General features: G+C 67.0%; 26 protein-coding genes. 14 read left to right on the top strand and 12 right to left on the bottom strand.

Annotated features, from left to right (window positions below):
* Positions 1 to 58: 58 nt before the first annotated feature.
* The 6 genes from ACWC24_RS20140 to ACWC24_RS20115 all read right to left on the bottom strand — a co-directional run bounded on the left by ACWC24_RS20140 (position 59) and on the right by ACWC24_RS20115 (position 5242).
* Positions 59 to 310, bottom strand: coding sequence for a hypothetical protein (locus ACWC24_RS20140; protein ID WP_450664183.1), 252 nt, complete (start codon positions 308 to 310; stop codon positions 59 to 61).
* Positions 311 to 399: 89 nt separating this feature from the next.
* Complete coding sequence (locus ACWC24_RS20135) at positions 400 to 1320, bottom strand: type II secretion system F family protein (protein ID WP_450664182.1); 921 nt, start codon at positions 1318 to 1320, stop codon at positions 400 to 402.
* The gene (locus ACWC24_RS20130; protein WP_450664181.1) at positions 1317 to 2354 is read right to left on the bottom strand and encodes a type II secretion system F family protein; all 1038 of its coding nucleotides are present in this window, start codon (positions 2352 to 2354) and stop codon (positions 1317 to 1319) included. The genes ACWC24_RS20135 and ACWC24_RS20130 overlap by 4 nt, the downstream gene beginning before the upstream one ends.
* A 5-nt stretch (positions 2355 to 2359) precedes the next feature.
* The gene (locus ACWC24_RS20125) at positions 2360 to 3667 is read right to left on the bottom strand and encodes a CpaF family protein (RefSeq protein ID WP_351606781.1); all 1308 of its coding nucleotides are present in this window, start codon (positions 3665 to 3667) and stop codon (positions 2360 to 2362) included.
* A complete protein-coding gene (locus ACWC24_RS20120) occupies positions 3664 to 4512 on the bottom strand; it encodes a hypothetical protein (protein WP_450664180.1) in 849 nt (282 codons plus the stop codon). Before ACWC24_RS20120 ends, ACWC24_RS20125 begins: the two co-directional genes overlap by 4 nt.
* A 16-nt stretch (positions 4513 to 4528) precedes the next feature.
* Positions 4529 to 5242, bottom strand: coding sequence for a hypothetical protein (locus tag ACWC24_RS20115; protein ID WP_450664179.1), 714 nt, complete (start codon positions 5240 to 5242; stop codon positions 4529 to 4531).
* 523 nt (positions 5243 to 5765) lie between these two features.
* Here ACWC24_RS20115 and ACWC24_RS20110 point away from each other — a divergent pair.
* Positions 5766 to 6656 (top strand): hypothetical protein, encoded by an 891-nt coding sequence (locus ACWC24_RS20110; protein WP_450664178.1) that lies wholly within the window; start codon positions 5766 to 5768, stop codon positions 6654 to 6656.
* Between the two features lie 96 nt (positions 6657 to 6752).
* Here ACWC24_RS20110 and ACWC24_RS20105 read toward each other — a convergent pair whose 3' ends face one another.
* Positions 6753 to 7712, bottom strand: coding sequence for a hypothetical protein (locus ACWC24_RS20105; protein ID WP_450664177.1), 960 nt, complete (start codon positions 7710 to 7712; stop codon positions 6753 to 6755).
* A gap of 59 nt (positions 7713 to 7771) precedes the next feature.
* Complete coding sequence (locus ACWC24_RS20100) at positions 7772 to 8440, bottom strand: hypothetical protein (protein WP_450664176.1); 669 nt, start codon at positions 8438 to 8440, stop codon at positions 7772 to 7774.
* A 783-nt stretch (positions 8441 to 9223) separates the two neighbouring features.
* Between ACWC24_RS20100 and ACWC24_RS20095 the strand changes: the two genes are divergently transcribed.
* From ACWC24_RS20095 to ACWC24_RS20075, 5 genes are all read left to right on the top strand, one after another.
* Complete coding sequence (locus ACWC24_RS20095; RefSeq protein WP_450664175.1) at positions 9224 to 9484, top strand: hypothetical protein; 261 nt, start codon at positions 9224 to 9226, stop codon at positions 9482 to 9484.
* Between the two features lie 130 nt (positions 9485 to 9614).
* Positions 9615 to 10262, top strand: coding sequence for a hypothetical protein (locus ACWC24_RS20090; RefSeq protein WP_450664174.1), 648 nt, complete (start codon positions 9615 to 9617; stop codon positions 10260 to 10262).
* Positions 10250 to 11299 (top strand): hypothetical protein, encoded by a 1050-nt coding sequence (locus ACWC24_RS20085; protein ID WP_450664173.1) that lies wholly within the window; start codon positions 10250 to 10252, stop codon positions 11297 to 11299. The genes ACWC24_RS20090 and ACWC24_RS20085 overlap by 13 nt, the downstream gene beginning before the upstream one ends.
* Positions 11300 to 11438: 139 nt before the next feature.
* Positions 11439 to 12761, top strand: a complete 1323-nt coding sequence (locus ACWC24_RS20080) for a PE-PGRS family protein (RefSeq protein ID WP_450664172.1) — start codon at positions 11439 to 11441, stop codon at positions 12759 to 12761.
* Positions 12762 to 12795: 34 nt separating this feature from the next.
* Positions 12796 to 13374 (top strand): hypothetical protein, encoded by a 579-nt coding sequence (locus tag ACWC24_RS20075; RefSeq protein ID WP_450664171.1) that lies wholly within the window; start codon positions 12796 to 12798, stop codon positions 13372 to 13374.
* 227 nt (positions 13375 to 13601) lie between these two features.
* On the opposite strand, the gene ACWC24_RS20070 is transcribed toward ACWC24_RS20075, so the two are convergent.
* Complete coding sequence (locus ACWC24_RS20070; protein ID WP_450664170.1) at positions 13602 to 13934, bottom strand: hypothetical protein; 333 nt, start codon at positions 13932 to 13934, stop codon at positions 13602 to 13604.
* A gap of 143 nt (positions 13935 to 14077) precedes the next feature.
* On the opposite strand from ACWC24_RS20070, the gene ACWC24_RS20065 reads away from it, so the two are divergent.
* From ACWC24_RS20065 to ACWC24_RS20045, 5 genes are all read left to right on the top strand, one after another.
* Positions 14078 to 14545 carry a hypothetical protein gene (locus ACWC24_RS20065; protein ID WP_450664169.1) on the top strand — a complete coding sequence of 156 codons (468 nt, stop codon included), beginning with the start codon at positions 14078 to 14080 and terminating at the stop codon, positions 14543 to 14545.
* A gap of 128 nt (positions 14546 to 14673) precedes the next feature.
* Entirely contained in the window at positions 14674 to 15042 is a 369-nt protein-coding gene (locus ACWC24_RS20060; protein WP_450664168.1) for a hypothetical protein, read from the top strand.
* Complete coding sequence (locus ACWC24_RS20055; protein WP_450664167.1) at positions 15042 to 16541, top strand: C2 family cysteine protease; 1500 nt, start codon at positions 15042 to 15044, stop codon at positions 16539 to 16541. Before ACWC24_RS20060 ends, ACWC24_RS20055 begins: the two co-directional genes overlap by 1 nt.
* Positions 16542 to 16560: 19 nt before the next feature.
* Complete coding sequence (locus ACWC24_RS20050) at positions 16561 to 16863, top strand: hypothetical protein (RefSeq protein ID WP_450664166.1); 303 nt, start codon at positions 16561 to 16563, stop codon at positions 16861 to 16863.
* Positions 16864 to 16959: 96 nt separating this feature from the next.
* Positions 16960 to 17667, top strand: coding sequence for a hypothetical protein (locus tag ACWC24_RS20045; RefSeq protein WP_450664165.1), 708 nt, complete (start codon positions 16960 to 16962; stop codon positions 17665 to 17667).
* 85 nt (positions 17668 to 17752) lie between these two features.
* Here the strand turns inward: ACWC24_RS20045 and ACWC24_RS20040 are convergent, their stop codons facing one another.
* Positions 17753 to 17896 carry a hypothetical protein gene (locus ACWC24_RS20040; RefSeq protein WP_450664164.1) on the bottom strand — a complete coding sequence of 48 codons (144 nt, stop codon included), beginning with the start codon at positions 17894 to 17896 and terminating at the stop codon, positions 17753 to 17755.
* 30 nt (positions 17897 to 17926) lie between these two features.
* On the opposite strand from ACWC24_RS20040, the gene ACWC24_RS20035 reads away from it, so the two are divergent.
* The 3 genes from ACWC24_RS20035 (at position 17927) to ACWC24_RS20025 (ending at position 21587) form a co-directional block, all read left to right on the top strand.
* On the top strand, positions 17927 to 19186 hold the full coding sequence (locus ACWC24_RS20035) for a PE-PGRS family protein (protein ID WP_450664163.1): 1260 nt from the start codon (positions 17927 to 17929) through the stop codon (positions 19184 to 19186).
* A gap of 108 nt (positions 19187 to 19294) precedes the next feature.
* On the top strand, positions 19295 to 19996 hold the full coding sequence (locus ACWC24_RS20030) for a hypothetical protein (protein ID WP_450664162.1): 702 nt from the start codon (positions 19295 to 19297) through the stop codon (positions 19994 to 19996).
* Positions 19997 to 20195: 199 nt separating this feature from the next.
* Positions 20196 to 21587, top strand: a complete 1392-nt coding sequence (locus tag ACWC24_RS20025) for a PE-PGRS family protein (protein ID WP_450664252.1) — start codon at positions 20196 to 20198, stop codon at positions 21585 to 21587.
* Positions 21588 to 21594: 7 nt separating this feature from the next.
* On the opposite strand, the gene ACWC24_RS20020 is transcribed toward ACWC24_RS20025, so the two are convergent.
* Both ACWC24_RS20020 and ACWC24_RS20015 read right to left on the bottom strand, forming a co-directional pair.
* Positions 21595 to 21927 carry a hypothetical protein gene (locus ACWC24_RS20020; RefSeq protein ID WP_450664161.1) on the bottom strand — a complete coding sequence of 111 codons (333 nt, stop codon included), beginning with the start codon at positions 21925 to 21927 and terminating at the stop codon, positions 21595 to 21597.
* Between the two features lie 281 nt (positions 21928 to 22208).
* On the bottom strand, positions 22209 to 23660 hold the full coding sequence (locus ACWC24_RS20015; RefSeq protein ID WP_450664160.1) for a PE-PGRS family protein: 1452 nt from the start codon (positions 23658 to 23660) through the stop codon (positions 22209 to 22211).
* Positions 23661 to 23670: the final 10 nt, after the last annotated feature.

Below are 23670 nucleotides of genomic sequence, written 5' to 3'. Positions count from 1 at the left end.
CGAGCAACCCCGTCACCCCGTATCCCCGCATTGCGAACTCCGGACCCCGTACGTCCGGTCAGCAGGTGCCGCTGGCGCTCGCGCCCTTGATGCAGTTGCCGACCTTGTTGGCGCCGTCGCTGAGCGCGGCGTTGATGATCGCGGCGACCACGCCGACGATCGCCACGACGACCGCGGAGATGATGACCCACTCGACCGCGGAGGCGCCCCGGTCCAGTTCGCCGGAGCGGGCACGCTCGACGCGGGCCTGGAGGAAGGCGACCAGGAAGTCCACGGCCGGGATCCCCGTGCTGAAGTTCCGTCCGTTCATGATGAGTTGTCCTCTCAAATGCGATTTCACTGCGGGTGTGGCCGGTTGAGCCTAAGCGCGGCAGTTCTGGATACGGTGTCAGCCCTGTGTCACACCTGGAACACCCGCATGGCCGCGGGGAAGATCAGGAACACCAGGAATCCGGCGCACAGCAGCAGTTGGGCGACGAGCATCGACTGCGACTTCTCGCCCGCGCTGCCCTCGATCTCGGCGAGCTCGCGGTGCCTCATGGTCTCGGCGCGCGAGGCGAGCGACTCGCGCACCTTCGCGCCGTCGTCGGCGACCAGGGCGAGGGAGGCGGAGAGGTCCTTGAGCTCCTCCACGCCGATCTCCTCGCCCAGCTGGCCGAGCGCCTGCCACTGGCTGATACCGGTGATCCGGGCGTCGGCGAGGGCGTTGCGGATGCGCTGCGTCGCCCAGCCGTCGGAGACCTCCGCCGCCGCCATCAGCGCCTCGGGCAGACCCCGGCCGCCGGCCAGGCTCATCGACACCAGGTCGAGGTAGGCGCCGATCACCCGACGCAGGTCGCGGCGCTTCTCGGTGGCGTCCCGGCGCACCTCCAGGTCCGGCAGGAAGAAGAACAGCGCCCCGCACAGCAGCGCCAGCCAGACCGGGATGACCGGGCTGGAGCTGAAGCCTAGCTGCCACACGATGGCGAACAGGAAGGGCCCGAAGAACAGCCCCGCCGCCGACAGCAGCACCTTGGTCGCCAGGAAGCTCTCCCAGCTGCGGTCCAGTACGGCGAGGTCCGCGCGCAGCGACCGCTGCTCCCAGCCCTGCTGGAGGTAGAAGTCGGAGACGCGGGCGCCGACCCGGGCGCGCAGCGAGCCGAGGCGGCCGCTCTCCTGGGTCTGGCGGGACGACTCGTACGCCGTGCCGCGCGCCCGCAGCGCGTCGATCCGCGCGACCTGCGCGACGGCGCTGCGCTTGGACGGCATCAGGGCACGGATGAGGGCGTAGACGCCCAGGCCCAGGACCGCGCCGACCGTGATCGGCATCGTCAGGTTCACCGGCGTACCCCTTCCTCCGGGCGAAGCGGCGGGGACTGGCCCGGCGGGACCTGCCCCGGCAGCGGCTGACCCGGCCCGGCCTGACCCGCCTGCGGGGCCGACATCCGGGGTCGTACGAACTGCACTGCGGAGTCGTCGCGCACCAGGAAGCGCTCGGGCGTCTCGATGGTGGACAGCTTGCGCAGCCACCAGAAGCCCAGCGCGAACAGACCGCAGACCACGGCGAGGACCAGCTGGCCGACCGCGGTCCCGTACGGCTCCACGAAGTCGCGGTTGAAGACGGCCAGGCCCAGCACGAAGGCGACCGAGACCGCCACGACGATCTGCACCGAACGGCGGGTCGAGGCACGCTGGGCCATCACGCGCTGACGCATGTCGACCTCCTCGCGCGCCGACTTCGCCAGCGCGCCCAGCACCTGGCGCAGACCCGGGCCGCGCAGCCGCGCGTTGAGGATCAGCGCCGCGACGATGATGTCCGCGGAGGCGTCGTCGATCTCGTCGGCGAGGATCTGGAGCGCGTCGGGCAGCGGAGTACGCGCGCGCAGCCGGTCCACCAGGGCGTCCAGATGGGGGCGCAGCACCGGGGCGGCCGCGCGGGCCGAGGCCGGGATGGCCTGCTCCAGGCCGACCGCGCCGGCGATGGTGTCGCGCAGCGACTCCGTCCAGGAGGCGAGGGCCTCCACCCGGCGCATCGCGGTCCGCTCCTCGCCGGCACCGCCGAACAGCCGGTCCCAGAAGAAGACCAGCACGCCGGCCGCGATACCGGCCACCGCCCAGCGGGTCAGCAGCAGCACGACCAGGCCGATCACGGCCGCGAGCGAACCGCGCTGTCCGGCGAACCGGATCAGCTCGCTCGCCCGCTCACCGGCCTTCTGCTTCTCGTGCGCGGGCTTGGCGGGCAGCCCGCGGATCGCGACGATCAGCAGCGCGAGTCCGCCGCCGACCGCGACGCCGGAGCCGATCGAGTACAGGACGGTGGTGGAGAACAGTCCGCCCAGGGAACCGGGCGAGCCGAGAGCCGAGTAGGTCGTCATCGCGCTCACCCCCAGCTTCCGTGGGGCTGGTAGCCGTAGGCGATGAGTTCCTCCAGGCAGGCTATGGGGGCGTGCGGGACGACCCGGCCGTCCGGCGCCTCGGCGAACACCTCGCTGGACAGCACGCGGCCGTCGACGCCGTTGACCTCGCGCACGGAGGTCACCACGCGCTGGAGGCGGCCGCCGCTCTGGTAGTTGTTGCGCCGCTGGATGAAGACGACGAAGTTCACCGCGCCCGCGATCAGCATCTGGCTGGCCTCGATGGGCAGCCGCTCGGACGCCTGGAGGGCGTAGGTCGAGATGCGGTTGAAGACCTCGTGCGAGCTGTTGGCGTGGATCGTGGACAGCGAACCGTCGTTGCCCTGCGACATCGCGTTGAGCATCGTCACGATCTCGTCGCCGAGCACCTCGCCGACGATGACGCGGGAGGGGTTCATACGCAGCGACCGGCGCACCAGCTCGGCCATCGCGATGGCGCCCTGGCCCTCGGAGTTGGGCAGCCGCTCCTCGAACGCCACCACGTTGGGGTGGAGTTCGGGGAACGTGTCGAGGCCGAGCTCCAGCGCGCGCTCGACGGTGATGAGCCGCTCCTGCGGCGGGATCTCGTTGGCGAGGGCGCGCAGCAGCGTCGTCTTGCCGGCGTTCGTGGCCCCCGCGATCATGATGTTCTTGCGGGCCCGCACGGCACAGGCCAGGAAGTGCCCGAGCTCCGGGGCGATGGTGCCGTTGCCGACCAGGTCGGAAATGAACACCTTGCCCATGCGGGCACGACGGATGGACAGGGCGGGCCGACGGGCCACGTCCATGACGGCCGAGAGGCGCGAACCGTCCGGCAGCCGCAGGTCGAGCTGGGGGTTCGCGGAGTCGAACGGCCGCGACGACAGACCCGAGTACGCGCCCAGGACCTGGATGAGCTCGATGAGCTCCTCGTCGGTCTCGGCGACGGGGTCGCCCTTGACCTCGCGCCCGTCCGCGTACCCGACGAACACCTGGTCGCAGCCGTTGATGTCGATGTTCTCGACCTCGGCGTCGTCCAGGAGCGGCTGGAGCCGGCCGACGCCGAACAGCGCGGCGTGCACGGCGGCCGCGTACTGCTCCTCGGTCTCCGCGTCCAGCGGCGTACGGCCCGCGTTGATCTCGGTGCGGGCGTGGTCCTCCAGGATCTGGGCTATGACGGCGCGCGCGTAGTGGCGTTCGTCCTCGTTGGACATCGGCGTGACGCCGGAGACCTGGTCGAGGCGGCGCTGCTCGGCGATACGGTCGCCGGCGTCCTGCCGGAACCGCTTGACCAGCTGGTGGTCGACAGCGGTCATCGGCCGGCTCCGGCGTGGCCGGTGACCGGACCCTGCTGCGGTACGGACCAGGCGGCGCCGTACTGCTGGTACAGGTCGGCGGCGACCTTGCGGGCCGAACGGATCAGCAGCGACTTGTCGAGCCGGCCGCGCCTGCGGCCCGCCAGCTGCTCGGCACCCGCCGTGTCGGCGGCGATCGTGCCGACCACCCGGGCGCCGGTCTGGGCGTGCACGAGCATGTCGTTGACCTGGTTGACCAGCTTGCCCGCGTCGGACGGGTCGGCGACCAGGACGACCCCGATCACCGGGTTGCCCAGGCTCGCGGCACCGCGCGGACCGCCGTGCAGCTTGGCCGAGAGGGCGGCGGCCCGGTCCCGGACCCGGGCGATGGCCTCGGGCTCGGTACGGGAGATCAGCAGTACCAGCGCCGCGTGCGGGAACAGCTCCACCGCCGGGGTGTCACCGCTGATCCGGCCGCAGTCGGCGATCACGTCGGCGGGCGCGTTCGGGGAGTCGGCGAGCGCGGCGAAGGCCTGCCCGAGCGTCGGCCACAGCCCCGCGAGACCGGCGGCCTGCTCGGCGATCCCGAGCCCGGTCACGACCTCCAGACCACCGCTCAACGGCTGCACGTGGTCCCAGAGTTGATCCGGCACGAGGCCTCGGCGGGCGGTCGCGGCGATCGACAGCATGCCTATGTTCGGGTTGAGCTGCCCGCCGTGCGCGGCGGCGCTGCGGTACACGAGGTCGCCGCCCGCCGGGTCGGCCTCGACCAGCAGGGAACGCCGCGGCCAGACCGCCGCGAGGGCGACGGCCGCGGTGGTGACGCCGGGGGAACCCTTGTCGGCGGCCAGAGCGATGAGAGCCATGGGTCCGAAGCCGCCTTCAGCTACTGGGGACGAGAACGAGGGCCACTTCGCCGTTGGACGCGGCCTGGGCCAGCGCGGCAGCCTTGTCGCTGTCGACGACCAGCGTGACCGGCAGGTTGGTGCTGCTGATCACGTCGTCGCTCTTGGACGGCTGCACATAGCTGACCCGCGCCTTGTCGACCAGCAGCGCGTTGTCGCCCGCCGTCGAACCGCTCGCGCCCGAGCCCGAGCTGGTGCGGGAGCCGACGCGGTACGCCGCCACGATGTCCCCGGACTGCAGGTTGGACGGGTACTGGCCCTCCTTGAGGGAGAGACCCACGGTCGCCTTGCCGGCCTCGAGCTTGCTTCCGTCGCCGAACATCTCCCCGACGGCCACCACGCCCTTGGGAATGGTGCTGACGGCCTTCAGCTTCTCCAGCTGCTTCAGCTGGGACCACGGCACGTAGTTGATGCCGTCGTCCTCGGCGACCAGCACGGACGTCGTGTTGCCGTCCGTCACCGAACCGCCCGCCGGGATCTCCGCCGTGATCTTCACGACCTCGATGCGGTTCCCGGCCTGGAGCACGAGCATGGTCGCGCCGAGCGCCCCGACCAGGATCAGCAGCACCGCCAGCGCGGCCAGCGCGGGCTTGCGCTCGCGCGGCGGCGTGGGAAGCCGGTCACCGACCGCCGGCTGAGTCGGTACCGCGGGACGACCCGCGCCCGCCCCCGTACGCTCCTGGATCTTCACGCCACCGCTCCCCGTACAACCAAGAAATCGTCTGCCAATTTCTTTGCATTCACTGCATTCATTGCATTCATTGCAAATCCGGACACTCTCCCCGTCGTCCCGTATGCGGGACGTACCGAACACGGTTCCCCGGTCGAGCAGTCGGACGAAGCGAGGCCGAGTGTCAGGCGCTCGCACGGTATCAGCCGCACATAAGCCCCTCAAGGCGAGTCGGCACCCCCAAGACCCGCCCAGCCCACCCTTGTCAAACTGCAACGCCCGCCCACAGCAGCCCAGTTGGGCACGGATCTTCGACAACTCCCGCTCGGTGTGCGGCTGCGAATCCGTTGCCGCCCCGTCATATTGCCGATCTCACAAGAATGCAGACCGTTTGTCACCACCCGGTCATGGGGCCCGCACGATTCACCCACGACCCGTCGAGCCGAACACCGGCCCCGCGTCGCCCCCACCCCAACTCACCCCACCGAGTGAACCCCCGTCATATGCCAATCGCATCCCGACCCACCGCCCTAGCGTCCCCCGCATGGTCAGCTCATCCCACGAGGCGATGCATCGCATCTTCCAGGAGGACCCGGGGGTCTTCGCCCGCACGTTCCGGGCCCTCGACCTCCCCTTCCCCGACCCGGTTGCCGTCTCCCTGATGCCCACGGACCTCACGGAGACCAGACCCACGGAACGGCGGGTGGACACCCTCCTGAAGATCGACACAGCGTCGGGCGAGAGTCACCTGCTGATCGTCGAGGCGCAGGGCAAGAAGGACCCCGGCAAACCCGCCGCCTGGGCCTACTACGTGGCGCACCTCTACGCGAAGTACCGCCTCCCACCGGTCCTCCTCGTGACCTGCCAGGACAGGACGACAGCCGAATGGGCGGCAAGACCCTTCACCATCGGTCCCTCCCAGTGGCCCGCGCTCACCCTGCGGGCACTCGTCCTCGGGCCGCACAACGTGCCCGCCATCACCGATCCGTCCGCCGCGGCCCGGGATATCCCGCTCGCGACCCTGAGCGCGGTCACGCATGGTAAGGATCCGAATGCTCCTGCCATACTGAAGGCCCTGGCCACCGCTCTGAAGACCATCGACGAGGAGACCGCGAGGATCTTCGCCGAGCTCACCGAACTCGGCCTGGGCACCGCCCCCGCGGCCGAGACCTGGAGGCAACTGATGTCCGTCGATCTCTCCTTCTTCCGCTCCGAGACCTCTGAGCGCCTGCGCGCGGAAGGCCGGTCCGAAGGCCGGTCCGAAGGCCGGTCCGACGCCATCCTCCTCATCCTCGCCACTCGCGGCATCGAGGTCCCCGAGCACGCCCGTGAGCGGATCACCACGTGTACGGACCTCGACATCCTCGGGACGTGGCTCACCAACGCAGTCACCGCCACGACCGTCGAAGACCTGTTCACCGAGGGCTCGGCCTGACTCTCCGGTCGACCTCGGGCCTACGACTCGAACGCGGCTGTCACACGAACGGGCCTCCTCGCCCAAGGCGAAGAGGCCACGTGCTCTCCGCATTCCTTACCGGTTGACGGCCTGGATCTCGTGCACGGTCACGTCCTGCTCGATGGTCGACAGCCCGTCGGGCAGCCCCGGCTGCCGCGCCGGCCCGTCCGGGTCGTCCGAGTCGGTCCAGGTGACCTTCCAGGTGATCGACGCCTTGAACGGGTAGGTGCCGTCACCGGAGGAACGGCGGTACGTGACATTGCAACCGGCGTCCGCACTGTCGACCGTGTACCCGCCCTTGCCCTTGACCAGGTCGTACGTGCAGGTCTGCGGGTCGGCGTCAGATGTGCCGGCGTCCACCTGGAGCGCGATCGGGGTGGCGACCGTGGTCGCCGCCATCCGGACGCCCTTGTAGTCGATGCTCGCGGTCGTCCAGACCCGGTCGAAGTCCCCCGCGAACTTCACCCGCGTACCCAGGTTCACCACGAGCCGGTCCACACCCGGGCTGAGCACCACGGGCGGCTTCGGCAGCTTGGTCGAGTTGTAGGCCAACTGGGAGAGGATCTCCGGCGTCAGCTTGTTGGGGTCAGGCGCCGGGTCGGCCGGCGGGACCCAGATCTCCCAGTTGTCGGTCGTGACCGGACACGCGGTGGTGTAGTCGTCGTTGCGGAACTTCACCTGCCACCACAGACCGTCATCGCCCTTGTGGTACTTCTCCCCGTCCCGCTTCTTGGCATAGCTCGCCGCAGGCTCTTGGGCGCCGTTGTACGCGGATTTGATGAACTCCTCGTACTCGTCCGAGGTGTACATCGGCTCGTACCAGCACACCGGAGGCTTCCAGTTGGCGTTGGACGAGGTGGCGGTGGTGCTGTCACCGCCCGAGCCGGGCTTGCTCTGCTTGATCTGGATGTGCGCACCGATGGTGCCGCCACCGGAGTCGGCGCCGGAGTCCGTGTTGGTGTTGGTGTTGTCGGTCGTGCCGGTGCCGCCGCCGACCTGCCCGTCACCCGCGTATGCCGGGAACCCCGCCCCCACAGCCACAACGAGGCTCGCGGCCACAGCTGCCCCGAGAACCGGGCGAGCAGCCCTTGCTCCTATCCGTGCACGCATGACGCGTCCCCCTTCTTCCAACTCTGCCGCTGCACCTGCCAGTCACCGGCGGCGTCCTTCGACGCCTGAAGCGTGTACAGGATGAAGTCCTGGTCGCTCGGCTCCGTGTGCAGCACCTTCTGCGACTTGATCTCTTTGCTGTACCCCTTGCTCTGGTCCTCGCAGTACCGGACCGCGGCGGTCTTGCCGTTCGCGACGTCCGTGACCTCGAAACCGTAGAACCGGTATTCGCCCGAGACGGTCAGGCCGTCCTTCTTCACGGTCGCGACCCGCTCGGTCCAGTACGTGAGCGCGGACGCCGCGAAGTACCGATTCATGTTCGCGGTCCGGCCAGTTCCCTTGGCGAAGGCCTCCAGGCGGGCCTGGGCCGAGTACGCGACGTCCCGCAGGACGGCGTCCTTGACAGCGTCCGCAGTGGAGTCCCTCTCGACGTTCGCCTTGATGTCAGACGGAAAGGCGAACGTCGGCGCGTTCTTCTCGGCAGCGACGGAAGCGGAGGCGGTCGGCGAAGCGGAAGCGCTCTCGCCCGAACCGGCGCCCTTGATCTTGTCGCTGACCGAGTCGTGGCCCGAATCGCTGCTGCAACCGGCCACGGAGAAGGCGACGGCAGCGAGAAGGCCTGCCGTAGCGGCCCTCTGTCGTGTGGTCAGCATGGCGCTCGTCCTCAGAGATAGGTGATCGGCTTGCCCAGGGATGATCCCACGTGGGGCGAATCGAGCACCAAGTTCACGACTGGACTGATGCGACACCGTGAAGTTCGTGAAGTCCCCTTCACACAACTACCCACGAACACGCCAATGCACAGGCAAACCTCGAAAGCCGCCGCGCCCCCTCCCCCCTACCGAGCTCGCCCCAGCGCCCGAGGGCCGACACGGCAACACACCTCGCCCTCCCAGACAGCCCTCTCTCCGGCCCGTCCCTCTTACGTGTGAAGTCGACCTCCAGCCAACCGAGGCCGATCCCCCAGCCAGCAAGGCACCTTGCGTCCTCCATGGCCAGAATCCATCCAAGGCTGCGGCAACAGCAGCTCTGGCACATGCATTTCACCCCACTAAGCTCCAAGTTGCCCGCCTTTCGGACCGCCTTGACGCATGGCTGCTGACCCCACCCGGCGTTGCTCAGAGCGGACTGAACTGGACTGCCGTCCATCGGAGAGCCAACTGTGAAACACCACCCCCCACGCACTGCCTTCGCGACCCCGACGATCCCGCTCGCAGGGGTGCGCGATCGTCCCACCTCGACGCCAGTCACCAGTTAGCACCGGTCAAGCCCATGTGCGCCTGCCCCACGAACGACGCGTCCGACATTCGCCGCCGTGCCGCTGGCGCGTGATGGAGAACAGACCACCATGGGGCCGGGCTGTTCCGAGTCGCGCCGCGGCAGAAGCGTACGCACCGGCTTGGCGATAAGCGATTTGCACGAAACGAGGAACCACCTTGGCTGACCTCAACAGCCAGCAACTCACGCATCGAGCGGCCCAACTGCGCGCTCTGGCGGCGGACATCGCAGCGATCGCAGACGCGCCGCACAAGTTCGTCACCACAACCATGAAAACTTGGTCAGGACCACATGCGGACCGCGTCCGGGGCGAGCTGAAAGCCTGGCGATCGAAGTGCGCACACGTCGCTGAATCACTGCACCAGGAAGCTCACAAGTGCGATCAGTCCGCGAAGGACCACAAGCAGCCAACTCCCTGAATCTGGAAACGAAGCGTGATTGTCGGTCGGGCACGTGATTGCACGCATAGTCGGACGCGATCCGCCCCCGATCTCTAAAGGCCGCCCGGCAATTCCCTTGGCTTACCCCTCATCTCACCGGGAGTCGACCATGAACCGCCGCTCTTTGCCCGCTGCTGTCGCGCTTGCCGCAACCACCACCATGTTGCTGACTGCGTGCGGCAACGGAAACGACTCACCCAAGGGCAACGACAAGATCGAAGGGGCCCAACAGAGCGCGACGAATTCAGCATCACCGGCCCCTGCATCTGCCATCGGCCACCCAGACCTGACACTCCCGAGCGACATCACAGAAGCCTTCGTAGGCTGGAGGACCGGCGACACGGTCAAGGATGCAATCCTCACGGACGCCGGGCGGGCCCAGACCGCTGTCACACACGCTGTCGTCAAGGGAGATCCCGAGGACCCGGGGCTGAAGCTCTACCAAGCAGACTCAGCGCTCGCGGGCAGCCAGGACTGGGTGAAGTCGATCGTCGACTCCGGATCGACCTTCACCGGCACAGTTCGCTACTACGCGCCGAAAATCATGATTTTCGATGAGAAATCGGCGGCCGTGACTTACTGCTCAGACGAGAGCAAGGCCTTCAACAAAGACCGAAAGACGAAGAGGGTCGACGAGACGCCCGCCTCGAACGACTCCTACGTCGTGTACAGCACACGCCTGAAGAAGTCCGCACAAGGTGTCTGGCAGACCACGAAGCTCGAATCTGAACGAGGGAACAAGTCGTGTACGCCCTGACACGGCGAAGCAAGTCGGTCGTCGTGGGCGTCCTGACCGGAGTCTGCGCCTTGATTCCGAGCACGGCAGTGGCAGGCTGGGACCCATCAGGCAAGGCGAACGGCGCCGTACTCGTCTCGAGCGGCAGCAGAAGCGGCAGCGACCTCGTATCCGTGGTCAGATACTCCGGCAGCACAGCCGGGAGCAGTGACAGCAACGCCGGGAACGTGACACCCGTAGACGGGTGGAGGCCGCCGGCCTGCTGGTACGAGCCGCGGAGCGCCCAGGAATTCTCGACGCACGTCGAGCGCATGTACGACGAGACCATCAACGCTCCAGGTCAGGCGAACTATGCCAAGTCCAGCCTCGGCGAGTTCCGTAACACCTACAAGGACGGCCAGTACCAGAACTACAACCTCGACAAGGCGGACGAGGGCAGTTGGTGGGTAGCCGTCCGTGACGAGAACCGGTGGATGGAACCCGGAGCTCAAGCCTGCGACAGAGCGCCGTTCTGGGTCGAGACCGGTGATACCCCTGATGTCCCCCAAGCCGTCACCTCGCAGGTGCTCGCTGGGCTCGCGTACAACAGGCTCCATCTGCCGGACACCAAGCTCACCCTCGCGCCGGCCGGCGGAACCAAGGTCAATCTCCCCACCTGGGCATGGCTCGACAAGGCCGAGTTCAGAGAAGTCTCTGTGACTGCCACCCTCCGAGCCGCCGGTCTCAACCTCCAGGCAACGACGACTGCGAAGCCGGTCTCGCTCATGCTCGAACCAGGCACCGGTGATGCCGCGACGTATCCGGCTTCCGGTATCTGCGCACTCGGCGTGGGCAACACGATCGGCCAGCCCTACGCCAAGGGCAGGGCCGACGAGACTCCCCCGTGTGGCATCAGATACCTCCGCTCCTCTGGCACCGGGCCATACAAGCTGCGGGCAACCATTACGTGGCGGATCAACTGGACCGGAACAGGTGGAGCGGGCGGTGCCCTTCCTGATGGCACTTTCGGAAGCACTCAGGATGTAACCGTGCAGGAAATTCAGGCGGTCAACCGCTAGGCGATCGCGGACAGGAACGCCGAGCACAAATCTGTCGGCAGGACATCGCGGCGAGCGCCCATGACGACATCCGCCAGGTAACTCTCACACGCGAGCACACCCCGCAGTGAAGACCCTCCCGCCATGGAGAACAGCCAGAATGCGCATGGTAAACCCCGACGATCTCGACCAGCTAGCCAAGCTTCTGGACGGGAGAGGCAGCCTGGCCAACAAGCTCGACGAGGCGGCCACCAGGGCATCAGTCCTCGGCGTTACGGAGAAGTTGGCCCCCCTCAGGCCGATGCGCTCATGGGTCGCAGAGACTGCGCCCGACCTTCGCAAGCGGGCGGGCTTGGCTCGAGAGGATCAAGTTTTCGTGCGCGGCCATCGGGAGACATACAGCGATTGGCTGACACGTATCGGGGCTCATTATCTGGCCAAGGCACCAGGTGGGGCGAAAATCGGTGAAGATAACATCGAAACTTTCTTCAATGACGTCAGCGATGTCACAGGGGTGATCAAGATCGGCGGGGCCACCCTTGTGTCTGGCGCCTCACTGGGTACCGTCTTATTCAAGAACTCTTGGTACCACGGATCACTCCGTCAAGGCATTGAATCTCCCTGGTGGAGAGCAGATGGAGCCAGTGCCGCCCGCTCGCGGATCGGCACTGCCTTAGGAAAACTTCCCGCTGGTGAACTTCGTTCTCTCAGCGCACCAGGCAGCTGGCTACCCGGACAGCTAGGAAATTACTTTTCCAGAAGCGCGCTGTACCAAAATGTGAGCCAGATCCCCTTCACCACGTCCCAGCGGGCCAATCTCTTCGCTCAGGCTTGGGACAGCTTTCGCTCCTTGCCGCTCGTGCGCTCACCCATTGCCAGAAGCGGAATCAACTTCATCGTCGGATCTGACTCCTTGGCCGCAAAGTACGGCGCACAGACTCATTCAGGTGCGTGGACCGCACGCGCTGGCCACGCCAATCTCTTCAGAGTTTTCCGCACTGCCTCATACGTACAGACGTTGGGCAACTCTCGACCTGCTGTCATCGCAGCAGGAAAGACAGCATCACCATTCCTTAAAGGGCTAGGTGCGGCCATCAGGACCGGCGGTTTCCTGCGTGTCGCAGGCATCGGAGCAAGCGCCTTCTCGACAGGAGTCAGCTTCGCTAATGTCTGGGCGCAGGGAAACCCTATCAATGCTTTCAAAGAAAAAGGCGCCAGCTACGTCGCCGATGTGGCGGAATCCTGCTTCAACGCCTCCTTGACATGGGCCATGGTGTCCCCTAACCCGATCAGCATTGGAGCAACAATCGGAACTGGCCTGATCTACGGAGGAGCAAAGGCCATCGAACATCGAGGCAAGATCAGGGAAAGAATGAGAAGATCCACACACTGGGCCGGAGAAAAGGTATCAGAGACGGCACGCGGTCTTGCGAGCAGCGTTAAGAGTTCCGCCAAAGCCGTCAATCCCATGAACTGGCTATAAAACGCACAAAAGAATGCCCTCAAGGAGAAGATTCATGACAGAATTTCAGTTCGAACTGCACCCATTCTCCCGCAAGGAAAAAAACAGTCGCAAAGCGTTCATCGAAGCATTTGGAGAGGTGACCGTCACCAAGGAACGTCGAAAACGATCGCCGCGGACAGGATTCGACCAGCTGACAGTCAGCCTCCAGGGCGAGCTAATGCCGGAAATTGAGTACCGCACGGTCGGGCCGGGTCGCCCCACCCTGAGGAGCGCAAGGCTGAGCGTCAACGGCCAACCTGTACCAATCACATTCAATAGCAAGGCCATCCGCAACACCTCGCGAGCTCTGAGATTCAGCCATCACGGCCGATCGTACGAATATTCCGTCATCGGTTTCGACAAAGGCTCAACTCTTAGTCGTCCGGGCGTCATCGTTACAGTGACGCGCGGAATCAGCACGACAGGGAAGGGGATGAGCAGTTTCGGCGCCGTGACCGGAAACGCTGACGCGGTCGACCTGGGACTGTCTCTCATCTTCGAAGAGATCAATACAACAGAATTGACAACATCCGGACTTGTATCAGATGTCCTGAACAGAATCCTCAACCCCCGTGCCGATGAACTGGGCTGATGCAGGTTTCAGTTGCGGGTCGACGCTTATCGGGCTAGCCAGGAACGGTGATCGTAGCCGGGTCAATGGGTCTGTCGCAGCCAAGACAGACTCACATCTCAGCCCGGCAGCTTGGACGAGAGGTCGCACCTTGCCTCTTTGTGGGCGTATTGACCGAATGCTGTAGCCAGACTTTTGAGCTTCTGCCGAACTTCGTTGTCCGATCCTTGGCCTGCTCGGTCCTCGGCTCAGTACATGCGTCTGTTCCGGTTCATGGACGTGGCTTCCTCGGCTGTGACCTTCTCCGGCATGGTGTCGATCTCACGTTGAATGTCTTCGAGCACCTTGTCGATGCGGGCGCGCACCACCTTGCGGTGGCCGGCCACCTCGCCGTGCCAGGTGTCGGCGTTCTTGCCGACCCATGATTTCGCCGAGTCCCGGCCGCCGTCGCCGATGTCCTTCTCGGCCTGTTTCAACGCGCCCACCAGATCGGCGCGTTCTCGTTGCAGGTCGCGTTTCAGCTCCTTCAGCCGCTCCCGCTCCGGGTTGTCCACCTTCGGCGTTTTCCCGTCGGTTGTCATGTCCCTCCCCCTCGACCGGATGCACCCTACCCAGCCGTCGCATGAGCGGCAGCAAATCCCAGGCTGTCAGCCGGATTCGATCGCTTGGCCGAATGAGTAGCCGTACTCAGGACAAGTCCCGGACGTGCTCCCAGAATCGAGCCATGCATCAGCAGCCGCAGCATCGGATGGCGCCGACCTCACGGACCGCACGTTCCTCGTTCCCGATCGCGCATCCGCGAGCCGACTGGTACGCGCTTCCCGGCGTTCTGCTGGGGCTCGGTGTCGTGTGTGGTCTGTACGCCGTGGCGCAGTGGGGGCAGGAGGCCGCGCAGGGCGTCGGGACGCGCTCGGCCCGGTGGGTCCACGGGCTGGTCGAGCCGTGGCGGGAGATCGCCGTCTACGGTGACGGCAACTCCGCGTCGGACGGCTCCCGGTATAGCGCGGGGACGTCCGCGCACCGCGCCGCAGTCGTGCACCACTCCTCCGTCGCGCTGCCCTTGACGGTCGCCGTCGTGCTGGTTTCCGCGGCCTTGGTCTCGTTCGTCGTCATCGCGTCCGCACGTCGTCGAAGCCTTCGCGGCTCCGTTCGGGCCCGGCGCGGTGAGCGGTCGAATGTGGTGACCCTGTAACGGTCAAAAGCACTTCCCACTCGTCGGCTCATGGGCCGTAGGGCCCCTCGTATGCTGCACAGCGATGCTGCCTGCATTCAGTTTCAGACATAGCTGAACAAAAGCAGTCGACGGGGGAGGTGTGACACATGGCGGTCACGAACGACGGTGGTGGGGGCGACGGCGCCGACCTGAAGCGGCGGGCGGAGCAGTTGCGCGGGTGCGCGCGGGAGGCGCGGTCGCTCGCTCGTGAGCTGGGGCCGTATCTCGACGACGCGGTGAGGAAGGCCACGCCGCGCGCGGCCTCGTTCCGTACCGGGGGTGACAAGGGCGCGATCTGGCAGGGGCCGTTCGCCGACGAGTCCACCGCCACCCTTCAGCAGCGGCAGCGCAGCCTGAACCGGATGGGTACGGCGCTGCTCGCGGACGCCACGCGCTGGGAGTCGCAGGCGGACGAGCTGGACCGACAGGCCAAGGAGAAGGACAAGGCCAAGTCGGCGGCGGGAGGCGGTCACTGATGGTGTTCCGGGGCTTCGACGCGACGGGACTCACGGCGCTCGCGAACCAGTTGGACGCGCTCTCCCAGAACTCCGGAAAGCTGCACTCCCGGCTCGCGACCGTCCTGACCACCGCCCAGCAGAACCTCCCCTCGGGGCAGAACGCCTCCCGGGACCCCGAGCTCCAGGACCTGGTCGGCGATGTGATCCCGATGCCGTCGATCTTCGGTGTGGGCCGGAGGCGGCTGCCCGGTTCCCTCGGCGGCGAGCTCTCCGACATGCAGACGTCGATGAAGCACCGGATCAAGCAGCTGGAGGGCTTGCAGGAGCTGGAGAAGCGCGGCTACCCGGTCAACGACAGCATGGTCTTCCTGGACGAGTCGCCGCCGGACGCGCAGAAGATCGACGACGCGCTGCGCGACCTCCAGGCCCTGCAGGGCAAGGACTTCGGGATGGACGGCAACCGTGACGACCTGGAGAAGGTCTCCGGTGAGCTGGACGGTCTGACCGGCGCCGAGCTGGACGCGCTGATGACGAAGGCGTCCCCGAAGGACCTCGCCTTCTACAACCAACTGGTCAGCAACACCGACGACTCGGGCTGGAACCCGTTCGACGACAACGGCCTGCCCGAGGACGGACGGCGAGCCACCCTGGGCCTGATGCTGTCCAAGATCAGTCCGGAGAACGTGGGCAAGTTCCAGGCTGCCTTCCCCGGTACGCAGCCGACGTTCACCAACACGGGGGCGTACGAGAGCGGCGGCAACAACCAGAACGGCCAGACCAACAACGGCATCCACTGGGCGCCGCCCTCCGACCCGCTGTTCCAGGACGGGGTGTCGGCCGACGACGTCAACCAGAACCAGTTCGGCGACTGCTGGTACGTCGCCTCGCTGGCCGGCCTGGCGCAGAAGGACCCCAAGTTCGTCCAGGACGGGATCAGGCAGAACCCGAACGGCACCGTCAGCGTCCGAGTCTGGGACAAGAGCGGCAACTACCAGTGGGTCACCATGACCGCCGACCTGCCGACCGACCAGAACGGCAACCCGATCAGCACGTACGGCAACGGCGAGACCTGGCCGGCGTACTACGAGAAGGCCTTCGCGCTGGTCTACTCGGACGACGGCGACGGCGAGCGCGGGTACGGCGGTATCGAGGGCGACGACCCGAAGAAGTCCGCCCCCTACCTGACCGGCAAGGAGGGCGACGACCTGGAGTCCGGCGGCTTCCTCGGCCTCGGCAAGCACGACGACAAGGACATCGGCTCGCTGAAGAAGGCCTTCGACTCCGGGAAGGTCGTCACCGTCTCCACGCCGGACGACGAGGACCTGGACAAGAACCATCCCAAGGAATGGGGCAGCACGTATCACAGCAACCACGCCTACTACGTGCGCGGCTTCACCGACGACGGGAAGATCATCCTGGGTAACCCCTGGGGCGTGAAGGGGTATCCGCCGATCACCGTGACGCAGGACCAATTCAACGAGTACTTCCAGGGACCCGAGGCGTTCGATGTCCCCTGAGGCCCGACAGGTGAGTGCAGTGACCGAGCCCGAACCCCAGCCGGAACGACCGCACGTCAAGTACCCCTTCGAGTTCGAAGGGCGCTGGGTGCTCCGCTATCACATTCCGTACACCGTCGAACACGAGGGCCGCGCTCACCGGATCGTCGCGACGATCTTCGCGAAGCCCTCCGTGCACGGCCGGATCCAGGTCAGCAGCGAGGACGGGCCGGGCGTGGAGTACGACGACCTGGTCCCGGGCGCCGTCGTGGAGATCACCGGAGACACCTGGCGGGTCGCGGAGGTCGACTACCGCACCCGAGTGGTGCTGGAGCGCACGTAGCGAACTCCGCGCCGGGCGGTCGTGGTTCGCCCCCCGCACCAAAAGGCTGAGAACAGCGGCTCGGTAGAGTCCTGTCGTCCGTAGTGGAGCTCAGCCATGGAGGCAGGAGTGGCGTTCGCCAGGAACAGCAAGGCAGCGGCGGCACAGGAACCCCCCGTGGAGCCGGTCGCGTGGGAGAACGTCCGGGAGTTCGTCATCGGCTCGGTGGAACGCCCGAAATCGCCCAAGCGCCCGCGGTCGGGGTGGGGGAAGCCCGCGGTCCGCGTACCGACGGGATCCGAGGACCTGCCTGTTCTGGCTCCGTGTGCCTTCCTCGGTTCGGCCTCCGTCGCACACCTGCCGTCGCGTCCCGAGCTGACGCTCTACGAGGACGCCGACGCCCGACGTCTGCTGTGCTACGTCGAGGAACCCCAGGAGCTGGACGGGGAGCAGCACCACGTAGTGCGCGACGGACAGGGTGAGGTCATCGGGACGCTGCGCCGTGTCCCGCCCAAGCGGCCCTTCAAGCACACGTGGCGCATCGAGCAGCCCGGCCGGCAGGAGATCGTGGGGCGCAACGAGTGGGCCAGCGGAAGCGGCGGCCAGGTCGTCGCGCGGCTGGCCATCCGCGCGGCCTTCGAGGCGGTGGACAACATCTTCTACACGGGCGACGACGGCCAGTCGAACAGCAAGGCCCGCGCACTGGAGTGGCGGTCCGGGGAAGAGACCGTCATGACCTCGGAGGGGAGCGCGAAGATCACGGTCCAGGCGGACTGGCTGGACCGCCGGCTGGCGTTCGCCTTCGCTCTCGTGGGGGACAAGTAGGGCCTGTCCGGCAGGGGGTGGTGCAGCCGTTCGCGCCTGCCGCGCCGCCACCCGTCTCCGCGGCCGATCGGCGACACCATGGCTTTCACAGTTGGGGAGACAGATCGTGAGGACGGTCAATCCGGATGATCTCGAGCATCTCGCGGGACTTCTGAACGGGCGGGGTGGTGTGCAGGACAATCTCGACGAAGCCTTCAGCAGAGCCGGGCGACTCGGCGTCACCAGCCACCTGGCCGCACTGAAGCCGATGCGGAGCTGGGTGAGTGATACCGCCCCCGATCTGCGCAAGCGTGCTGCGATCGCCCGCCTGGAGAGCGGCGACCCGGAAGCCGGGGTCCGCTGGGCCGGGTTCGGTTCGGCGGACATCAAGAAGTATCTGAAGGAGCACGACGGCGAAGGCCTCACCCCTGACGAGATCCTCCTCGCCAACTCCGTTGCGGCCAGCGACGATCCGGAGGCGGACGCCTTCAAACGCAAGTCGAACGAATCGCTGAACGACTGGATATCGAGAATCAAGGCCCATGCCCTGGAGCAGATACCGGGACTGAAGCCCCACGCAGAGACGATCATGACGGTGGTCGACCTGTACGGGGACTGGAAGACGGCCACGGAGACCACCGCCACCATCACCATTCAGGGGACTTCCCTCACCAGGATCCTGGTCGGCAACTCGTTCAAGAAGAACGTGCTCACGCCCTGGAAGGACCGGATCGGTCTGGCTCTGAGGGGTTCCGACAACAGCCTGCTCCGCTGGTCGGGCGGCAAGGTCCTGGCGTACGAACCGGGGATCCGGTCCCTGAGTGCGCCCGGAAGCTGGTTCCCGAGCAGACTCGGCCAGTGGGCCATGAAGATCCCCGGCACCGACCAGAAGATCGGCGAGTGGACCGGCAAGGCGTACGACGCCCTCCGCGGGACGAGCATCATGAAGGCCCCTGTCTGGAAGGGCATCTCGGCCAACAGGGTGATCAACTTCCTGGTGGGGTCCGACAGCCTGGCCAGGCGGTACGGCGGCCTCACCCACTCGGGCCAGGCGGTCTCACGCGCCGGCAACGCCAGCCTGGTCGAGGTGACGGGCAACATCTACTCGAAGGCGCGCGGGCTGGGGTTCAGCCGTACCGCGTCACTCGGCAAGGGCCTGGCCGGCGCGAGCAAGGTCGGCGGCTTCCTGCGCGGGGCGGGTATCGCCGGCAGCGCGGCCTCGACCGTGTTCAGCGCCGCGAACGTCGTCGCCCAGGGCAACCCCGTCAAGGCCTTCCAGCGCAACGGTGCCGGTTACGTCGCCGATGTCGCGGAGCTCGGTTTCAACGCTTCGATGACCGCGGCCATGATCGCGCCCAACCCGGTGACCATCGGCCTCGCCGTGGGCTTCGGAGCGGTGTATGTCGGGGCCAAGGTCGTGGAGCACTGGAACGACATCAAGAAGGGTGCGGACACAGCTGCCAAGTGGGTCGGCGACAAGGCCGGGGACCTGGGCAAGAGCATCGCCAAGTCGAAGGCGAACCCGATGAACTGGTTCTGAGCCCTGCCGCCCGGTCGCCCCGGAGGGGCTTCCCCGCGCGCTGTCGCCGTGGGCACGCCTGGGTACAGTCGAGCCGTCGGGGCGTGAGGCGCGGGCAGGGAGGCTGATGTGGTGTTCGGCAGAGGCAGACAGCAGGCGCAGGAGCCGCCGGTTGAGCAGGTCGGCTGGTCGGACGTCCAGACGTTCGTCGTCTCCTCGGTGGAACGACCGGTCACGGTCAAGCGCAGCCGTGCGTCGGGAGGCCCGCCGGCCGTGCGCGTGGCGCGTGGGTCCAAGGACCTGCGCGTGCTCGCCCCTTGCGCCTTTCTCGGAATGACGTACACCCAGCGGCCAGGCCTGCCCTCGCTCCCCGAACACACGCTGTACGAGGACATCTACGCCCAGAAGCTGCTCTGTTACGTCGAGCCGGCCGTCGACGTCCACGGCGAACAGCGGCACGTGGTGCGTGACGGTGCCGGGCAGGCCATCGGGACCCTCACCCGCGTACCGCCCAAGCGCCGCCCGTTCAAGCACACTTGGCGCATCGACCAGCCGGGGCACCCGGAGATCGTGGGGCGCAACGAGTGGGCGGGCGGGGACGCCAAGGAGATCGCGGGCCGGGTGGCGGGCAAATTCCTCGGCGGTGTGCTCAACGCCATCGGCGACCTGGGCGCGGAAGGCGGCGACCAGCCCGCCAAGTCGCGCTCGCTGGAGTGGCGTTCACAGGACCAGGTGGTGATGGTCTCGGAGGGCGACGGCCAGGTGAGCGTACGGGCCGGCTGGGTCGACCGGCGTCTGGCCTTCGCGTTCGCGCTCATCGGCGATCACTGAGCCCAACTGGCCTCACATCGGACGGCGGCGAGTTGCGCTGTGCGGCAACTTGGCTTCTGGCATTGCGTGTTCGCTATCGCACCGCTTCAACACACCTGAGTCCCTTCACCCTCACCACCCCGCCCGTATCATGGTGCGCCGACTCGCGACCGTCCTCGCCGGTCCGCGTTGAAGTGTTCTAGGGGGATGAAGCATGGGGATGCGGAACGTCAATCCTGACGATCTCGACCAGCTCGCCAAGCTGCTGGACGGCCGCGGTGGTGTGCAGGACAAGCTGGACGAGGCGTTCACCCGGGCATCGCGGCTCGGTGTCTCCAGCAAACTCGCCTCGCTCAACCCGATGCGTTCATGGGTGAAGGACACGGCTCCCGATCTGCGCAAGCGGGCGATCTACGCCCGGCTGGAGAGCGGGGATCCGGAGGCGGGCCTGCGCTGGGCGGGCTTCAGCGCCAAGGACATCGAGGCGTACAAGGGGCTCTCGCCCGACGAGATGCTGCTGGCCAACTCGGTGGCCGCCAGCGACGACCCGGGCGCCGACGTCTTCAAGCGCCGCCCGGACGAATCCCTCGCCGACTACCTCGACCGGCTCAAGGCGCACGCGATCTCCGAGATACCGGGGCTCGAGCCGCACGAAGAGACGATCGCCACCATGATCGGCCTGTACGGCGACTGGGGCGCCGTCACCACCGCCACGTCATTCGTCACCATCCAGGGAGCCTCGCTCACCAAGGTGCTGCTGGGCAACTCCCTGAAGGGCGGGGCTCTGCGCGTCTGGAAGACCCGGCTCGGCGTCGTCCTGCGCGGCTCCGACAGCGGACTCATACGCTCGGCCGGAAACGGCCTCATCAAGTGGTCGCCGAAGATCCGCTCCCTGAGTGCGCCCGGCAGCTGGCTGCCCGGGCAGCTCGGCCGGTTGGCCTCCGGCAGCTCCCTGTACCAGAACGCCAGCCGTATCCCGATGTCCGGCGGCGTGCGCGGCGACCTCATCGGCAACGCGTACAACTGGGTGCGCAGCACGCCCCTCATGCGCAGCTTCGGTCTCAACAACGCCATCGACTTCGTGGTCGGTTCCGACGAGGTGGCCAAGACGTTCGGCGGGCTCAGCCACGCGGGGACGCCGGTCACCCGGGCCGGCGGCGCGAGCCTCGTCAAGGTCTTCTCCAACGCCTCCAGCGCGGCGGGCGACACGGGCGCCCTGCGTGCCGGCTTCGGGGCCGCCGCCAAGACCGCCGGGTTCCTGCGTGGCGCGGGCATCGTCGGCGGTGTCGTGTCGACGGGGTTCAGCGCCGCCAACGTCATCTCGCAGGGCAATCCGGTCGAGGCCTTCAAACGCAACGGCGCGGGCTACGTCGCCGACGTCGCCGAGGTCGGCTTCAACGCGTCCCTCACCGCGGCCATGATCGCCCCCAACCCGATCACCATCGGCCTCGCCGTCGGCACGGGCCTGATCTACGGCGGCGCCAAGGTCGTCGAGCACTGGGACGACATCACCAAGGGGGCCGGCAAGGCGGCCGACTGGGTGGGCGACAAGGCGAGCGACCTGGGCAAGAGCATCGCCAAGTCGAAGGCGAATCCGATGAACTGGTTCTGACCGGCGGTCACGGTGTCCCCTCGTCCCGGCCCCGGCCGAAGAGGAAGTTCGCCGGGATCGCCAGCAGGGCGCCGCTGGTCGTCAGGGCGGACCTGTCGACCTCCTCCAGCACGATCGCGATGGCGAGATCCGTGGCGTCGGCCTCGCCCTCGGCCTTGCCGACCCGGGTGCCGCCGACCTTGGAGATGTAGCGGCCGCGGTCGATGGTGACGGTCACGCCCTCGCGCTTGAGCTGGGCCTGTTTCATGGGCCCGAAGGACGTGTAGGTGTAGCTGCGCTCGCAGTACGTCATCTCCAGCCAGCGGGAGCCCCTGCGGACGCCCTTGACCTTGAGGTCCATCCGGACGAGCGTCTGATCGACCTTCAGCCAGCCCCCGTCCAGTGAGGGGAGGACGCCGCTGCCTCCGCTGAACAGAGTCTCCGGAAACTGATCACCCTGCACGACTGCCTGTCGCAGAGGGCCATCAAGGGTCGTGCCGGACGGGCTGTACACCCTCACTCCGCCGAATTCTCCGACGGTCCCGGAATACCCGTTCGCGATCTGGCCGTCATGAACGGGCACCAGCTCGAATTCAAAACTCTTCGACATTCATTCTCCGCTCGGCGTGGGATTCCCTGAAGCTAGAACCAGTTCATGGGATTCGCTTTGGACCTGGCGACGCTCTTCCCCAAGTCCTTCGTCTTGCCACCGGCCCATTCGGTGACCTTCCCGGCACCTTTCTTGATGCCGTCCCAGTGCTCGACGACCTTGGCACCCGCGTACACCCCTCCAGTCACCACGACAGCACCGATGGTGAACGGGTTGGGAGCGACCGTGGCAGCTGTCAGCGACGCATTGAACAGGGTCTCGCTCACGTCGCCGACGTACTTGGCCCCTTCGGTCCTGCTGCCGAAATGGCGTCTCGGATCCCCCTGGGTCCACACGTTGGCGCCGCTGTACACCGTGGCGAACACTCCACCGGCGACACCGGCGGCCCGCAGGGCTCCGCCCATCCTGCCCGCCACCCTGAAGCCTTCTCCAGCAGCGGCGAAGCGGCCCTTACCGAACAGCCGGGCGTCCTGGTAGACGCTTTTGCCGACCTTCCAGTAGCTGGCGTTTCCCGCACGGCCCGGGATCTTTCCGGCATGTGTCAGGCCGCCGTACATCCGCGCAAGCCTGTCCGAGCCGACCAGTCCGTCAATGATCTTGTTACCGCTCATCCCGAACAGGAGGCGGTCGTTCATGACCTGGCTGCGGCGAACGACGTCGAAGGCATCGCCCACCCGGGTGGACACCTGACTGTTGACGAACGGGACCCGCGCGACATCCTGGTATGTCCCGTTACGGGAGGCGAAACCGGCCAGCTTCCCCGGAAGCCATGAACCCGGTGCGGCGAGAGATCGCACCGGAGGCTCCCATTTGGCCAGTTTGGTACCCCATTCGGTGAACTTCCCGGGGGCCCAGGAGTATCGGCCCGGCAGCCGCTTCAGCAGATCCGCGGCCCACATTTTTCGGCCGCTCAAGTAGCCCTGGGTCACGGAGTTCCCCACCAAGATCTTGGTCAGGTTCGCCCCGTGGAAGGCGGCCAGGCCTCCGTGGCGGATCGTGGACTTGGCGTCGCCGATGTCGCCGATGAGTTCGGCGATCTCCGGCTCGTACGGCTCGAGTGCCGGGATGCCGGCGATGCCGTGTGCCCTCATGCGGTCGACCCAGTCGTCCAGGGACTCACCGCTCCTGCGCCGGAACGCGTCCGTGCCGGGGTCGTCGCCGACCGCCAGGGCGTTGGCCAGGAGGAGGACTCCGGGGGCCTTCAGATAGACGGCCGCCCTGGCGACGTCCTTCGCGTCGAACCCGGCCCACTTGAGGCCCGCCGTGAGGTCGCCGTCCTCCAGCCTCGCGATGGCGGCCCGTCGGCGCAGGTCCGAGGATGTGTCGGGGATCCAGGTGCGCAGGGGCTTGAGGGGGGTCAGGTCCGCGGCCACGCCCAGGCGCGAGGCCCGGGTGAAGGCCTCGTCGAGCCTGTCCCGTACTCCGCTCCGGCCGTCGAGCAGTTTCGCGAGGTGGTCGAGGTCCTCGGGATTGACGTTCCTCATGTGCTGTGAG

It is taken from the genome of Streptomyces sp. NPDC001443, assembly GCF_053597355.1.
The sequence above is the reverse complement of the archived record's forward strand: the minus strand, read 5'-3'. Positions and strand labels throughout refer to the sequence as shown.